At 74.1% G+C, this 15437-nt stretch carries 14 protein-coding genes; 4 read left to right on the top strand and 10 right to left on the bottom strand.

Annotation, left to right across the window (positions count from 1 at the left end):
* The first annotated feature begins 28 nt into the window (after positions 1–28).
* Positions 29–997 carry a zinc-binding dehydrogenase gene (locus tag EPD83_RS02210; protein WP_128367590.1) on the top strand — a complete coding sequence of 323 codons (969 nt, stop codon included), beginning with the start codon at positions 29–31 and terminating at the stop codon, positions 995–997.
* Between the two features lie 25 nt (positions 998–1022).
* On the opposite strand, the gene mmuM is transcribed toward EPD83_RS02210, so the two are convergent.
* The 7 genes from mmuM to EPD83_RS02175 form a co-directional block, all read right to left on the bottom strand.
* Positions 1023–1934 carry a homocysteine S-methyltransferase gene (mmuM, locus tag EPD83_RS02205; protein WP_235950297.1) on the bottom strand — a complete coding sequence of 304 codons (912 nt, stop codon included), beginning with the start codon at positions 1932–1934 and terminating at the stop codon, positions 1023–1025.
* Positions 1931–2494, bottom strand: coding sequence for a hypothetical protein (locus tag EPD83_RS02200; RefSeq protein WP_165566155.1), 564 nt, complete (start codon positions 2492–2494; stop codon positions 1931–1933). The genes mmuM and EPD83_RS02200 overlap by 4 nt, the downstream gene beginning before the upstream one ends.
* 4 nt (positions 2495–2498) lie before the next feature.
* On the bottom strand, positions 2499–3173 hold the full coding sequence (locus tag EPD83_RS02195; RefSeq protein ID WP_128367109.1) for a GDSL-type esterase/lipase family protein: 675 nt from the start codon (positions 3171–3173) through the stop codon (positions 2499–2501).
* Between the two features lie 10 nt (positions 3174–3183).
* Positions 3184–3360, bottom strand: coding sequence for a DUF6104 family protein (locus EPD83_RS02190; RefSeq protein ID WP_164896502.1), 177 nt, complete (start codon positions 3358–3360; stop codon positions 3184–3186).
* Positions 3361–3386: 26 nt separating this feature from the next.
* Positions 3387–7343, bottom strand: coding sequence for a multifunctional oxoglutarate decarboxylase/oxoglutarate dehydrogenase thiamine pyrophosphate-binding subunit/dihydrolipoyllysine-residue succinyltransferase subunit (locus EPD83_RS02185; RefSeq protein ID WP_128367110.1), 3957 nt, complete (start codon positions 7341–7343; stop codon positions 3387–3389).
* A gap of 148 nt (positions 7344–7491) precedes the next feature.
* Positions 7492–8289, bottom strand: a complete 798-nt coding sequence (locus EPD83_RS02180) for an ABC transporter permease subunit (protein ID WP_128366776.1) — start codon at positions 8287–8289, stop codon at positions 7492–7494.
* Positions 8286–9263, bottom strand: coding sequence for an ABC transporter ATP-binding protein (locus EPD83_RS02175; RefSeq protein WP_128366777.1), 978 nt, complete (start codon positions 9261–9263; stop codon positions 8286–8288). The genes EPD83_RS02180 and EPD83_RS02175 overlap by 4 nt, the downstream gene beginning before the upstream one ends.
* Positions 9264–9441: 178 nt before the next feature.
* On the opposite strand from EPD83_RS02175, the gene EPD83_RS02170 reads away from it, so the two are divergent.
* Positions 9442–10794: a hemolysin family protein gene (locus EPD83_RS02170; protein ID WP_128366778.1), complete on the top strand. Its 1353-nt coding sequence runs from the start codon at positions 9442–9444 to the stop codon at positions 10792–10794.
* Positions 10791–11822 (top strand): hemolysin family protein, encoded by a 1032-nt coding sequence (locus tag EPD83_RS02165; RefSeq protein ID WP_128366779.1) that lies wholly within the window; start codon positions 10791–10793, stop codon positions 11820–11822. The genes EPD83_RS02170 and EPD83_RS02165 overlap by 4 nt, the downstream gene beginning before the upstream one ends.
* A gap of 136 nt (positions 11823–11958) precedes the next feature.
* On the opposite strand, the gene EPD83_RS02160 is transcribed toward EPD83_RS02165, so the two are convergent.
* A complete protein-coding gene (locus tag EPD83_RS02160; RefSeq protein WP_128366780.1) occupies positions 11959–13326 on the bottom strand; it encodes an NAD(P)-binding protein in 1368 nt (455 codons plus the stop codon).
* Positions 13327–13504: 178 nt separating this feature from the next.
* Here EPD83_RS02160 and EPD83_RS02155 point away from each other — a divergent pair, with 178 nt between their 5' ends.
* Complete coding sequence (locus EPD83_RS02155) at positions 13505–13957, top strand: hypothetical protein (RefSeq protein ID WP_128367117.1); 453 nt, start codon at positions 13505–13507, stop codon at positions 13955–13957.
* A 9-nt stretch (positions 13958–13966) separates the two neighbouring features.
* Here the strand turns inward: EPD83_RS02155 and EPD83_RS02150 are convergent, their stop codons facing one another.
* Both EPD83_RS02150 and EPD83_RS02145 read right to left on the bottom strand, forming a co-directional pair.
* Entirely contained in the window at positions 13967–15010 is a 1044-nt protein-coding gene (locus EPD83_RS02150) for a GNAT family N-acetyltransferase (protein ID WP_165566154.1), read from the bottom strand.
* A gap of 4 nt (positions 15011–15014) precedes the next feature.
* Positions 15015–15437 (bottom strand): ASKHA domain-containing protein (locus EPD83_RS02145; protein WP_165566153.1); only part of this gene is annotated, 423 nt, incomplete at its 5' end.

The following is a 15437-nucleotide window of genomic DNA, read 5'->3' as shown; positions in this document are numbered from 1 at the left end:
CACGTTCCCGGGAAGTAGGGTCGGGAGCATGCTCGCCGCCTCCGCGCAGTCCCAGTCCGCCGACGACCCGCTGAGCGGCCTCGTCGTCGGCGACCACGCCGACCCCGAGGTGCCGAAGGGCTGGACGACCGTCCGGGTCCGGGCCGCGGCCCTCAACCACCACGACGTGTGGTCGCTGCGCGGGGTCGGCCTGCCCGCAGACCGCCTGCCGATGGTCCTCGGCTGCGACGCCGCGGGCGTCACCGACGACGGCGAGGAGGTCATCGTCCACGCCGTCATCGCCTCGCCCGGGTGGACCGGCGACGAGACCCTCGACCCCCGCCGCAGCCTCCTGTCCGAGGTCCACGACGGCACCCTGGCCGAGGTCGTCGCGGTGCCGAAGGGCAACCTCGTGCTCAAGCCCGAGGGCCTGTCCTTCGAGCACGCGGCCTGCCTGCCGACCGCGTGGCTCACGGCCTACCGGATGCTCTTCACGAACGCCGGCGTCCGCCCCGGCGACACCGTCCTGGTCCAGGGCGCGGCCGGGGGCGTCGCGACGGCCGCCGTGCAGCTCGGCTCGGCCGCCGGGGTCCGGATGTGGGTCACGAGCCGCGAGGCGGCCAAGGGCGAGCAGGCCGTGGCCCTCGGCGCCGACCGCGCCTTCGGCTCCGGCGAGCGGCTGCCCGAGCGGGTCGACGCCGTCCTCGAGACCGTCGGCGCCGCGACCTGGTCGCACAGCATCAACAGCCTGCGTCCCGGCGGCACCGTCGTCATCTCCGGCGCCACCTCCGGCGACAACCCCGACAAGGCCGAGCTGACGAAGGTGTTCTTCAAGCAGCTGCGGGTCATCGGCTCGACGATGGGCAGCCGCACCGAGCTCGAGAGCCTCGCCCGGTTCGTCGTCACCAGCGGCATCGAGCCGGTGGTCGACAGCACGATGCCGCTGGCGGACGCCCGCGACGGCTTCGCCCGGATGGTCGAGGGCCAGGTCGCCGGCAAGGTCGTCTTCACCGTCTGAGACCGACGGTGCGGTCGGGTCGTCGTCAGCCGCGCAGGGCGGCGGCGACGGCGGCGACACCCGCGGCCGACGTGCCGCAGCACCCGCCGACGAGCCGCGCCCCGCGCCCACGCCAGCCGCGCACCGTGTCGGCGGTGAAGACCGGCGTCCCGGGGTCGGACCAGGTCTTGCCCTCCGGGTCGTAGGCCGCGCCGCTGTTGGGGTAGACGACCCAGGGGACCTCGGCCGAGGCACCGTCCAGCAGCCCGTCGACGAGCGCCGGGGCGGTGCAGTTGACCCCGATCGCGACGCACGCCCCCCGGGCCAGCGCGGCGGCCTGCGCGAAGGGCGCCCCGCCGTTCAGGCGCCCGCCCGGCCTGCACGAGAAGGACAGCCAGTACGGCAGATGCGGGGCGACCTCCTCGAGGAGCTCGACGAGCACCTCGCCCTCGGCGAGCTCCGGCAGGGTCTCGCAGGCCAGCAGGTCCGGCCCGGCGGCGACGAGCCGCTCGAGCCGCGGCCCGTGCAGGTCGCGCAGGGTGGCCCGGTCGACGCCGTCGTAGCCCCGGTACTCGGAGCCGTCGGCGAGCACGGCCCCGTAGGGCCCGACCGACGCGGCGACGAGCGCCCGGCCCCCGGCGGCCTCGCGGGCCAGCCGCACGCTCGCCGCGAGGTCGGCGTCGCACTCGGCGCCGGTGCGGCCCGCGGCCCGGTAGCCGGCGTGGGACATCTGGTAGGACGCGGAGATGACGACCTCGGCGCCGGCGTCGACGAAGGCACGGTGCGCGGCGACGACCTCGTCCGGCCGCTCGCGCACGAGCCGGGCCGACCACAGCGACGTCGACAGGTCGTGCCCGCGCTCCTCCAGGACGGTCGACAGCCCGCCGTCGAGCACGAGCGGGCGCCCGTCGCCGACCGGGTCGGGCCGGCCCGGCAGGGACGGCGCCCGCCCGGTCACCCGGGCACCCGCTCTCCGGCCTCGTCGCCCGGCCAGGTGAGGTCCAGCGCCCACCACCACGGGAAGGGGCCGCCCACCGTGCCCATCCGCTCGAAGGCCAGGTCCGAGGCGGCCTCGGCCTGCACCATGGGCTCCGGGTCGACGCCGAACATCTCCGCGGCCTCCCGGGCGGCCTCCGGCCCCCCGACGTCCCGAACCCGCGGGTCCTCCCCGAGGTCGGCGACGGCCAGCCGGACCTCGCGCGCGTCGCGGGGGTCCGCGCACAGCAGGTAGCGGCGGTGCACCGTGCGGACGACGTCGGGACGGGCGGCGAGCACCGTCCAGCAGGCGCCGTACTCGTCGTCGTCCTCGGCGACGGCGGCGCAGCCGGTCCCGGCGATGACGAGCATGGCCCGGACCTCGTCCAGCTGCTCGACCTCGGCGCAGGAGAGGGTGAGGCGGGTCCAGCCGTCGACGAGGGGCCGGCGCCAGGCGGTCCAGGCGCCGAGCGTCGGGAGGACCCCCGCGACGTCTGCGGACGGCGCGAGGTCGAGCGCGACGGCGGTGCCGTACGTGCTCATCGGCTCAGCCGATCCGTAGCCACTCGTTCCAGCCGTTGTGCAGGACGAGCCAGGCGATGAGCCCGTAGCCCGCCTGACCGGGGTGGTGGGCCACGGAGGACGCCGCGAGGTCGGTGCGCCACTGGTCGTGCTGACGCAGCGGCCCGTAGCAGTCGACGAAGGGGATGTTCCGGCGCGAGCAGACGTCGGCCTGGGCGTCGACGAGGATCTCCAGGCGGCCGTTGACCTCCGGGTCGTCGCTCGGGGGCGGGCTGACGACGAAGGTGCCGACGCCCTGGTTGGCGGCGTCGTCGAGGAGGTTGGCGAGGTTGAGCCGGTGCCGGGCCAGCGAGATGCCGGACACGATGTCGTTGCCGCCGACGGAGACGACGAAGCGGCGCTCGGTGCGCCCGGCCCAGCGGCGCGGGACCTCGGTGGTCCACTGCTCGAGCAGGTCGGCGCTCGTGCTGCCGCGGATGCCGAGGTTGTAGGCGGTCAGCTCCAGGTCGGGGTGCTGGGTGCGCCCGACGACCCGGGTGACCCAGCCCTGGCCCTTGGGGTCGCCGACCCCGGCCACGAGCGAGTCGCCGAGGAAGACGAGGGCGAGGTCGCGGACACCGTCGGGGACCACCGCCGCCTCGGGGCTCGGGCGGAACTCGATGGGGGCGGACCCACCGTCGCCGGCCTGCTCGTCGGCCATGTCCTCTCTCTCACTCGTCCTCGTCGTCCAGGCGCGCCAGCCAGGTGGCCAGACGCTCCACGGGTACCTCGAACTCGGGGTGCTGGTCGACGAACGCCCTCAGCTGCTCGGCGAGCCAGTCGAGGGTGACCTCCTCGTCCCCCCGCCGCGCCTCGAGCTCCTCGATCCCGCGGTCGGTGAAGTACACGCGCCGAGCCTACCGGCGCGCCCGGCTCACCGGTCGAAGGCGCGGGCGACGACGTCGGCCTGCTCCGCCTGGTGCTGCTTGGTCGACCCGGCGGCCGGAGAGGCCGACTTGGCGCGGCACACCACGCGGATGGGCCGGGTCTCGCCGTGGGCGGCCAGCGCCTCGGGGAGGTTGAGCGCGAGGAACGGCCAGGCGCCCATGTTCTGCGGCTCGTCCTGGACGACGACGACCTCGGCGTCGGGGTACTTCGCGAGCTCGGCGGCCAGCGCCTCACCGGCGACGGGGTAGTACTGCTCCATCCGCAGGATGGCGGTCGAGGTGTCCTCGCGCTTGTCCCGCTCGGCGAGCAGGTCGTAGACGACCTTGCCGGCGGCGACGAGCACGCGGGTCACCTGGCCCTCGGTGGCGCCCTCCCGGTCGGGGACGATCGGCCGGAAGGTGCCGGTCGTGAAGTCCTCGGCGGCGCTGGCCGCGGCCTTCATCCGCAGCATCGACTTCGGGGTGAAGACGATGAGCGGACGCCGCGGGCGGGCGTAGGCCTGGCGGCGCAGCAGGTGGAAGTACGACGCGGGCGTCGACGGGTAGGCGACCGTCATGTTGCCCTCGGCGCACATCGTGAGGAACCGCTCGATGCGCCCGGAGCTGTGGTCCGGGCCCTGGCCCTCGTAGCCGTGCGGCAGGAGCAGGACGACCGACGAGCGCTGGCCCCACTTCTGCTCGCCGCTGGAGATGAACTCGTCGATGATCGTCTGCGCGCCGTTGAAGAAGTCGCCGAACTGCGCCTCCCACAGCACGAGGGCGTCGGGCCGCTCGACGGAGTAGCCGTACTCGAAGCCCATCGCCGCGAACTCCGACAGCAGCGAGTCGTAGACCCAGAACTTCGCCTGCCCGCCGCCGAGGTAGAGCAGGGGCGTCCACTCCGACGCGTTCTCCTTGTCGATGAGGACCGCGTGCCGCTGGACGAACGTGCCGCGGCGGCTGTCCTGCCCGGCCAGGCGCACCGGGGTGCCCTCCATGAGCAGCGACCCGAACGCGAGGAGCTCGGCGGTGCCCCAGTCGACCCCGCCGTCGCGGGTGCTGGCCGCGCGCTTGTCGAGCATCTGCTTGAGCTTGGGGTGCACGGTGAACCCGGGGGGCGGCGTGGCGAAGGCCTTCCCGATGTGCTGGAGGGTCTCGGGGGAGATCGCCGTGTCCTCCGAGGAGTGCTCGGTGACGTCGGCCTCCGGCGACTGCGCCTTCGGCGGCTCGAGCCCGCCGTTCTCGCTGTCGATCTCCTTCAGGGCCGCCTTGGTCTCGACGAACACCCGCTCCAGCTGCTGCTGGTAGTCGCGCAGCGCGGCCTCGGCGTCCTCGACGGTGATGTCACCGCGGCCGATGAGCGCCTCGGTGTAGAGCTTGCGGACCGAGCGCTTGGCCTCGATGAGGTTGTACATCAGCGGCTGGGTCATCGAGGGGTCGTCGCCCTCGTTGTGGCCGCGCCGCCGGTAGCAGACCATGTCGACGACGACGTCCTTGTGGAACTCCTTGCGGAACTCGTAGGCGAGCTCGGCGACCTGGACGCAGGCCTCGGGGTCGTCGCCGTTGACGTGGAAGATCGGGGCCTGGATCATCCGCGCGACGTCGGTGGAGTACGTCGAGCTGCGCGAGCTGGACGGCGAGGTCGTGAAGCCGACCTGGTTGTTGATGACGACGTGCACGGTGCCGCCGGTGCGGTAGCCGCGCAGCTGGCTGAGGTTGAGGGTCTCGGCGACGACGCCCTGGCCGGCGAAGGCCGCGTCGCCGTGGAGCAGCACCGGCAGGACGGTGAAGTCCTCGCCGGCGAGGTTCAGCCGGTCCTGCTTGGCCCGCACGATGCCCTCGAGCACGGGGTTGACGGCCTCGAGGTGGCTCGGGTTGGCCGCGAGGTACACCTTCGTCGTCGCGCCGGACTCGGCGGTGAACTCGCCCTCGGTGCCGAGGTGGTACTTGACGTCGCCGGAGCCCTGGACCGACTTCGGGTCCTGCTTGCCCTCGAACTCACGGAAGATCTGGCCGTAGGACTTGCCGGCGATGTTGGCCAGCACGTTGAGGCGGCCGCGGTGCGGCATGCCGAGACAGACCTCGTCCAGCCGGTCCTCCGCCGCCCGGGACAGCACCCGGTCCAGCAGCGCGATGACGGACTCGCCGCCCTCGAGGCTGAAGCGCTTCTGGCCGACGAACTTGGTCTGCAGGAAGGTCTCGAACGCCTCGGCCGCGTTGAGCCGGCGCACGATGCGCAGCTGCTCCTCGCGGGTCGTCTTCTTGTAGCCGACCTCGACCTTGTTCTGGATCCACGCCCGCTGCTCGGGGTCCTGGATGTGCATGTACTCGACGCCGACCGTGCGGCAGTAGGAGTCCCGCAGCACCCCGAGGATCTTGCGCAGCTTGAGGAACGGCTCGCCGCCGAACCCGCCGGTGGCGAAGTAGCGGTCGAGGTCCCACAGGGTGAGCCCGTGGTTGGTGATGTCGAGGTCGGGGTGGCGCCGCTGCTTGTACTCCAGCGGGTCGGTGTCGGCCATGAGGTGGCCGCGCACCCGGTAGGCGTGGATGAGCTCCTGGACGCGGGCGACCTTGTTGATGTCCTCGTCGTGGGTGGCCGAGACGTCCTGCACCCAGCGGATGGGCTCGTAGGGGATGCGCAGGCTCTCGAAGATCTCGTCGTAGAAGCCGTCCTCGCCGAGCAGCAGCTGGTGGACGAGGCGCAGGAAGTCCCCGGACTGCGCGCCCTGGATGATGCGGTGGTCGTAGGTGCTCGTGAGGGTGAGGATCTTGCTCACGGCGTTGCGGTTGATCGTCTCGTTGCTCGCGCCCTGCCACTCGGCGGGGTAGTCCATCGCGCCGACGCCGATGATCGCGCCCTGGCCGGCCATGAGCCGTGGCACCGAGTGGACCGTGCCGATGGTGCCGGGGTTGGTGAGCGAGATCGTCGTGCCCTGGAAGTCCCCGACGGTCAGCTTGCCGCCGCGCGCCTTCTTCACGACCTCCTCGTAGGCGGTCCAGAAGTGCGCGAAGTCCATCGTCTCGGCGGCCTTGACCGACGGCACGACGAGCTGGCGGCTGCCGTCGGGCTTCGCGAGGTCGATGGCCAGGCCGAAGTTCACGTGCGAGGGCGAGACGAGGACCGGCTTGCCCAACTCGTCGTGGACGAAGCCGTTGTTCATCTCCGGCATCGCGCCGAGCGCCTTGACCACGGCGTAGCCGATGATGTGGGTGAAGCTCACCTTGCCGCCGCGGCTGCGGGCCAGGTGGTTGTTGATGACGATCCGGTTGTCGACGAGCAGCTTGGCCGGGACGGCGCGCACCGACGTCGCGGTGGGGACCTCGAGCGAGGCCTCCATGTTCGTGACGATGCGGGCGCTCGCGCCGCGGATCGGCTGGTGCCGGTCCTCCTCGAGCGGGCCGGTCTCCTTGGGGGCCTGCGCGTCCCGGGGGGTGGGCGCGGTGCGGGCCTCGCCGGGGGAGGACTTCTTCTGCGGCTCGGGCTCGGCCTTCGCGGCCGGCGCCTCGGCGGTCTTTCCGGCCTCGGCCTGCTGCGCCTTCTGCGGCTCGGCCTTCGCCGGTGCCGGGGCGGGCTTCTCCGGCGCGGACCTCCCGGCCCCGCTCTTCGTGCCGTCCGTCGCCTGCGTCGCCGCCTTCTCGGGCCGCGGCTGTGCCTTCTCCTGCTGCGGCGCCTTCTTCTGCTCGCCCCGGGGCTCCTTCGGCTCCTTGGCCCGCTGCGGGGCGGGGGAGGAGGGCTGGGCCTTCGCCTCCTCGCGGCGCGGCGCCGCCGACCCGTTGCTCGACCCGTTCCCGTTGCCGCCGCCGGCGTGCGCGTGCTCGCCCGGCACGTAGTCCTCGAAGAACTCCCACCACGCCTCGTCGACGCTGTTCTTGTCCCGTTGGTACTGCTCGTACAGCTCGTCGACCAGCCACTCGTTCGGTCCGAAGGCGGTCAGGGGGTCGCTGGACGGGGACTGCTCGGCCACGGGCTATGCGCCTCTTTCGTCGGCTGGGTCTCGGGGGCGGTCGTGGGTCGCCCACCAGCCTATTACGCGCGTCCGAGGCGCGTGGTTCCCCTCGCCCAGTGGTCACGGGCGTGCGACCACCGGTACCCGCCGGCGGTGGAGCCCCTGGTCAGGTGACGTCCTTGCGGGACAGCAGCCAGATGCCGAGCGCCGAGAGGACGACGGCGTACGCGCCGAGCGTCAGCGCGCCCACCCACCAGTCGAGCCGGATCTCCTCGGGCGACTGGGTGACGATGTCCAGCGTGGAGTTCGTCGCACTGGACGGCAGGTAGGGCGCGATGTTCTCGCGGCTGAACTCCCAGATCCGCAGGAGCACCCCGAGCAGCGGCTCGACGATCCACGCGACGGCGACGCCGATGAACAGGGCGGCCACCTGGTTGGGGATGAGGATGCCGAGACCGAGGCCGATGAGCGCCCAGAGGGCGAGCACGAGGAGGCTGAGCGCCAGGGTCCGCCCGACGGCCGAGGACGGGAACGCCGGCCGGTCGATGACCCGCAGGACGACCGACCCGGCGGCGACCGAGCCGACGAGGCTCACCACCCCGTAGAACACGCCGATGCCGACGAGGGCGAGCACCTTGGCCAGCATGGCCCGGGTCCGGTTCGGGACGGCGAGGAAGGTCGCCGTGATCGTCTTGTGCCGGAACTCGGCCCCGATGGCGAGGATGCCGATGGTGAGGAGCAGGAGGTAGCCGACGGAGATGCCGGCCGTGTAGATCGTGTTCGCCACCTGCGTGTCGTCGCCGGTCAGCTGCCCGCCGCCGGGGCCGGTCTGCCCGCCCTGGTCGACGACGAAGCCGAAGAGCACGGCGAAGCCGGCGGCGGAGACGAAGACGGCGATGGCCATGCCCCACCACAGCCGGGTGGTGAAGAACTTGCGCAGCTCGGAGCGGACCGCGGGGATCACTCGTTCGCCCCTTCCTCGCCGGTGACGGCGTCTCGCTCGGCGGGGGCCGCGGCCTCGCCGAGGTTGCGGTTGGTGCCCTCGGTCAGCTCGAAGAACAGCGCCTCGAGGTCGGCGGCGCGCGGGGTCAGCCCGTAGATGGGCAGCCCGGCGCGCAGGGCGACGTCCCCGACGAGCCGCAGGTCGGTGGTGTCCGCGACGAGCGAGTCGTCGTCCTGGACGGTGCTCGTGACGTCGGCGACGCGCAGCGCCCCGGCGAGCCCGGCGACGTCGGAGGTGCGCACGAGCGCGCCCGGCGTGCCGCGCAGGTCGGCCATCGTCCCGGCGCGCACGAGCCGGCCGTTGGCGATGATGACGACGTCGTCGACGGTCTGCTCGACCTCGCGCAGCAGGTGGCTGGAGACGAGGATCGTCTTGCCCTCCTCGCTGAGGTGGCGCAGGAAGCCGCGCAGCCAGCGGATGCCCTCGGGGTCCAGGCCGTTGGCGGGCTCGTCGAGGACGAGCACCTGCGGGTCGCCGAGCAGCGCCGCCGCGAGGCCGAGGCGCTGGCGCATGCCCATGCTGTAGCCGCCGGCGCGCTTGCGGGCGGCGGCGGGGATGCCGGTAAGCTCGAGGAGCTCGTCGACCCGGCTGGTGGGGATGCCCGAGGTGTCGGCGAGGACCCGCAGGTGGTCGCGGCCGCTGCGCCCGGGGTGGAAGTTCGTCGCCTCCAGCGCCGCGCCGACGGTGGACAGCGGCCGGCTCAGCGTCGTGTACTGCCGGCCGCCGATGGTCGCCGTGCCGCGGGTCGGGCGGATGAGCCCGAGGAGCATGCGCAGCGTCGTCGTCTTGCCCGCGCCGTTCGGGCCGAGGAAGCCGGTGATCCGGCCCGGCTCGACGTCGAAGCTCAGGTCGTCGACGGCGGTGAAGCCGCCGAACCGCTTCGTGAGACCCGCGATCTCGATGCGCCCCTCACGGGTGGCCGTGGCCGTCGTCATGGTGTGCTCCCCTCGCTCATGCCCCGATCCTCCCAGCCTCACGCCGCGGGAGGGTCAACCCCCCGGTGGACCCGGGCTCCGTCCCGGGGCGGAGCGGCGGCGACGGCCGGGAGGCGCGGAACCCCCGGACCTGCCCGTACGCTGGCCTCGTCATGACGCCCCGAAGACCCGACGCCCGATGACCCCCTGGCTCCTCCTCGCCGTCGCCGTCGTCCTCACCGTCGGCACCGCCCTGTTCGTCGCGGCCGAGTTCTCGCTCGTCGCCCTCGACCGCCCGGCCGTCCAGCGGGCCGTCGACGCGGGGGAGTCCGGCGCCCGCTCGGTCCTGCGCTCGCACCGGCAGCTCTCCACCGAGCTGTCGGCCTGCCAGGTCGGGATCACCCTGACCACCCTGGTCCTCGGCTTCATCGCCGCCCCGTCGGTGGGCGCGCTGCTCGCCGGGCCGGTCGGCGCCCTCGGGCTCTCGGAGTCGGCCGCCTCGACCGTCGCCTCGGGTGCCGCGTTCGTCATCGCGACCGTGTTCTCGATGATCGTCGGCGAGATGATCCCCAAGACGCTCGCGGTGTCGCTCCCGCTGGCGACGGCCAAGGTGTCGGCCGGGCCCGTCTACCTCTTCGGCGTCGCCGCCAAGCCGCTGATCTTCGTCCTCAACGGCGTGGCCAACCGCACCCTCCAGGCGCTGGGCATCGAGCCGCAGGAGGAGCTGTCGGCGGCCCGCAGCCCGGCCGAGCTCGCCTCGCTGGTCCGCACCTCCGCCGAGGCCGGCACCCTCGACCGCGGCACGGCCCGGCTCGTCACGGCCTCGCTCGGGTTCGGCGACCAGTCGGCCGCCGACGTCATGACCCCGCGCTCGCGGGCCACCCCGATCGACCGCACGGCCACCGCCGCCGACCTCGTCGCGTTGGCCCGGCGCACCGGCCACTCGCGCTTCCCGGTGCTCGGGGCCGACTGGGACGACGTCGACGGCATCGTCCATGTGAAGAAGGCCATCGCCGTGCCGTTCGCGCGGCGCGGGGACGTCCCGGTGTCCGCGCTGATGACGCCGGCGGTCTTCGTCCCCGAGACCCTGCGCCTGGACCCGCTGCTCGTCCGGCTGCGCGGCGGCGGCATGCAGCTGGCCATCGTCGTCGACGAGTACGGCGGCACCTCCGGCGTCGTGACCCTCGAGGACCTCGTCGAGGAGATCGTCGGCGAGGTCAGCGACGAGCACGACCGGGGCCAGACCACGGGACGGCGGCTCTCCGACGGGTCGTGGACGGTGCCGGGGCTGTGGCGGCCGGACGAGATCCGCGCCCGGATCGGGGCCGAGGTGCCCGAGGGCCCGGCGTACGAGACCGTCGGCGGCTGGCTCATGGCCGCGCTCGGGCGGGTGCCCGAGGTCGGCGACGAGGCCCGCATCGAGGGCTGGACGGCGCGGGTCGTCGACATGGAGGGCCACCGGGTCGACCGGCTGCGCTTCGTGCCCGACCGCGCCGCGGGCCCGGTGGTCGAGGCGCCGGACGCCGCCGGCGAGGACGAGGCCACGTCGTGACCACCCTGCTCCTCACCGTCCTGCTGCTGGCGGCCAACGCCTTCTTCGTCGGCGCCGAGTTCGCCGCCATGTCCGCGCGCCGCAGCCAGCTCGAGCCGCTGGCCGAGGCCGGCAACCGGGGCGCGCGGACGGCGCTGGACGCGCTGCAGCGCACCGGCATCCTCCTGGCCACCGCCCAGCTCGGCATCACCGTGTGCTCGGTGCTGCTCGGCGCCATCTCCGAGGCCGCGCTGCACCACGCCTTCGTCCCGGTCGCCGAGCGCCTCGGCCTGCCCGAGGCCGTCGCCGACGTCGTGGCGCTCGTCGTCGCGCTCGCGATCGTCGTGTTCCTCCACGTCGTGTACGGCGAGATGATCCCGAAGAACATCTCCATCGCCCGGCCCGAGCGGGCGGCCATCATCCTCGTCCCGGCGCTGGTCATGGTCTCCAAGGTCGTCGCCCCGGTGATCCACGCGATGGACTGGCTGGCCAAGGCGGTCATCCGGCTCTTCGGCGTCGAGCCCAAGGACGAGGTGTCCTCGACGTTCACCGCCGAGGAGGTCGCCCACATCCTCGACGAGTCCCGCGACGAGGGGCTCGTCGGCGACGACGACTACGAGCGGCTGGGGGCGGCGCTGGAGTTCAGCGACAAGAACGCCGGCGACGTCGGCGTCCCGGACTCCGCGCTGGTCACCGTCACCGCGGCGGCGACGCCGGAGGACATCGAGCGGCTCGTCGCCAAGCACGGCTACTCCCGCTACCCCGTCCTCGACGGCGCCGACGAGATCACGGGCTACCTGCACCTCAAGGACGTCTTCTACGCCGACGACACCGAGCGTCAGCAGCCGGTGCCGGCCAAGCGGGTGCGCCGGATGGCCACCGTCCGCGGCGACGACGAGGTCGAGTCGGTCCTGCAGACCATGCAGCGCAGCGGCTCGCACCTGGCCCGGGTCGTGGCCGACGACGGCGCCGTCATCGGCGTCGTCTTCCTCGAGGACGTCATCGAGGAGCTCGTCGGCGAGGTCTCCGACGCCCAGCAGCGCACCTGACCGGCCGCCGCGCCGCGCGGTCGAGGAGCCACGACGCGCGGTACGGGCCCGGGTCGGTGCCGCGCGTCGTGACCCCTCGACCGGCCGCGTGCCCCGGGTCGGCCTCGCCCGAGCGGCCCCACGGCAGGGCACCGGGTCAGGGCATCGCCGCCAGCGACGCCAGCGCCGGGCCGGTGGCGGCGGCGAGCCGCTCCTGCGCCTCGGTGAGCGCGGCCGATCCCAGGTGTCCGGGCGGGACGCGGGCCGGGTTGAGGGCGGTCCGGTCCGCCCAGTCGCGGACGTCGGGCTCGGCCGTGAATGCGCGCGTGGCGCGCGTCCCGCGCTCGGTCATCGTCACCCACTCGCGCAGCGTGGCGGCGTCGGGCGTCGCCGGGCAGAGGCCGTTCTTGGTCGCGTCGTCGGTGCGGGTGGCCTCGACGTAGCCGATGAGGGCGGCACCGAAGCACGGGAACCCCGAGCGGACGGCCTGCAGGGTGACGACGTCCGGCTGCCAGACGGGGACCGGCGGCGGGTGCGGCGAGCCGTCGGCGGCGCAGTTGACGACGAGGGCGTCGTCCGGCACGGTCACGGTGCCACCGGCGAGGACGACGCGCCCCCGCTCGACCGCCGTGACGTGGCCGAGCCGCACGACGTCCTCGATCCGCCGCAGCTGCTCGACCTCCCAGGCGGCGATGGTCGGGGCCCGGGCCATCGTCGGCGTCACCCGGGCGTCCAGGCGCAGCATGACGCCGGCGTCCTCGAGCCGCGCGAACAGCCCCTCGGGCGTGGTCGAGGCGGCGGCCGCCTCCATGACGTCGGCGGCCATGGCGAGGAAGGTCTCGGGGTCGGGCTGCACCCGGGCGCGGTCGAGCAGCCAGGGGTCCCGCGGCCGGACCCAGGTCACCGCGCCGGGGTCGACGCCGTGGCCGAGCAGCCAGGTGCAGGCGTCGGTGGCGGTCTTGCCGGAGCCGACGACGACGTAGCGGCTCGGCGGCTCGCGGACGTCGGCCAGGGCGTTCACCGGCACGACCCGCGCGCCGTCGGCGACGGCGAACGGGGGCGGTGTCTCGGCGGGGATGTGCGGCGCGAGGTAACGCGCGTCGACGACGCGGCACGTCCCCGGCACCTCGAGCCGGGTGCCGGAGACCCGGGAGACGACGGTCCGGTCGCCGACGTACTCGCTGGCGGGGTGGAACTCGACGCGGCCGGTGTCGAGGAGGCGCTGCAGCACGCGCTCGTAGTAGTGGAGGATCTCCGGCTGCGAGGCGCGCTCGTGCAGCCCGGCCTCCGGCCCGCCGGTCTGCAGCCGGCCGTTGCCCAGCGGCGTCGAGGCGACGCCGTAGAACGACGACGCCTGGTGCAGCCGGACGAACGGGTAGGCGTTCAGCCAGTGGCCCCCGGGAGCCGGGCGGCGGTCGACGAGCACCACCCGCGCGTCGCCGTGGTCGACGAGGGCGTCGACGAACGCGAGACCCATCGCCCCCGCCCCGACGACGAGGTGGGTGGCGTGCACGAGCCGCGTCATGCCCCCACCCTCCCGCGAACGTGTGTGAACACGCCCGAGATGTCCGGCGTGTTCACACACGTTCGGTGGACGGTGAGGTGGCGACGCGCGGCGGCCGCGCCCACCGTGGCACACCGCCGTGTCACGAACCCCTCGACCGGCCTGGTGCGGGCCGGTCCCGGTACGGGACGATGCCCGCATGCCCGGAGCGCTCCAGGTCGCCGCCGCCTCGTCGGTCGCCGTGACGACGGCGCTGATCCTCGTCATGGACTGGGTGCCGACGGGCCTCAACCGGAACATCGCCGGCATGGACGTGCGAGAACGCATCCCCGGGAGCGTCGTCCACGCGGTGACGGGCCTCGCCTTCGTGACCGCGAACCTGCTGGCCTGGTGGTGGGCGGCCGCGCTGGCCGGCGTCTGGTACACGGTCGTGCTCGTCCAGGCGGTCCGCAACTGGTGGGTCCCCTACCTCGTCGGCTCGCCCTACGCGGAGGTCACCCCGGAGGACTTCCGCACGCACTACGCGGCCAACCCCTCGGTGCTCCCGCCCGTCCGCGACCACGTCGTCGTCCCGGACGTCCAGCACCTGCTCATCCACACGGCCGTGCTCGTGACGGCCGTCCTGTCGTGGCTGTCCGCGGCGACGGCCTGACGGCGACGGTCAGCCGGTGACGGTCGGCGGCATCCCGGGCAGGCCGGCGGGGGTCACCCAGACGTAGCCGCCGACGACGACCCGGCCGACCGACAGCGCGTTCCGCAGCGACGGGGTGTTCTGCGGGTGGATCGAGCCCCACAGCACGTCGCCGTCGCGCGCCGGCAGCACCTCGAGCAGCCGCCCGAGCACCCCGCGGGCCAGGCCGCGCCCCTGGTGGGCGGGGTCGAGCACGAGCTCCTGGACCGAGAAGCCCGCCAGGCCGTGGGCGTCCCAGCGGACCGCGGCGACCACCCCCGCGACGGCGCCGTCGACGAGGACGTCGAAGAGCAGACCCTCGCCCGCGCACTCGGCCAGCGAGCCGGCGTCCTCGGCCGTGGCCCACATCGTCAGCTCCGGGTTGGCCCGCCCGAGCCGGGCGTACAGGTCCGCCCCGAGGGCGGCCGCGGCCGACGGCTCGCCGGGCCGCAGCGTGACCCGGGGCTCGGCCCGGGAGCCGTCCCGCAGCTCCGAGACGAGCCCGGCGACGAGGTACATGTCCACGGCGCTGCCCGGCCCGAACCGCGGGTCGCCGTCGAGGCCGGCGACGACGGCGTCGGGGTCGGCGACGTCGACCCGCAGGCAGCGCGGGGCGAGGTCGCCGTAGGCGTCGAGCACCGCACCGGCGAGCTCGGCCAGCCCGTCGGGGTCGGGGGCGGCGTCGGTGGCGACGACGTCGACGAACGGCCGCCCGGGGTCCATGCCGCGGAAGCGGATGCCGGTGAGGGCCCAGCCTCCCCCCGGCAGCCCGAGCACCCGGTTGGCCCAGGCCAGCGGGTCCGTCACCCGCGCGGAGCCGGCCGCGCGGGGGCCGATGGCCTCGCGCAGCCCGGCGCCGAAGCCGGCGTCCGCGACGCGGTCGACTTCGTCGCCCAGGTGGCCGGCCAGCTGGGCCCGCAGGGCGGCAGGCCGGTACCAGTCCCGCAGCACCGGTGCCGCCTGCCCGACCCGGGCCGCGACGGCGCGCTCCAGCAGGCCGGCGGGGTCCGCGGTCGGGAGGAGGTCGTCGGCCACGGGCTCAGGACACCACCGCGGACGGCGCCTCGCCACCGCTGCGGCGGCGGCCGCGGGCGGGCGGGGCGACGGGTGGGGGCAGGGCGACCCGGGACGCGAGGTGCGGTGAGGGGAACGTGCCGTGCGGGAAGCCGAGGGCGGCGACGAAGTGCTCCTGGAAGCGCGGCTCGACGGCGGTCTCGACCTTCTCGACGCGCCCGGTGACCTCCTCGACCTCGCGGCGCGCGGCGGCCGACAGCAGCACCATGAGCGACCCGCGCCCGGCGGAGTTGCCCACCGAGCGGATCCGGTCGAGGTCGCAGTCCGGCACGAGCCCGAGCACGGCCGCGTACAGGGGGTCGATGTGGCTGCCGAAGGCACCGGTCAGCCGCACCTCGTCGACCTCGTCCACCCCGGCCCGGTCCAGGAGCAGCCGGCAGCCGGCCTG

Origin of the sequence: Phycicoccus flavus (assembly GCF_004025965.2) — a bacterium.
GTDB classification, from domain to species: domain Bacteria; phylum Actinomycetota; class Actinomycetes; order Actinomycetales; family Dermatophilaceae; genus Phycicoccus; species Phycicoccus flavus.
Note: the sequence above shows the minus strand (reverse complement) of the source record. Positions and strands in the feature narration are given on the sequence as shown.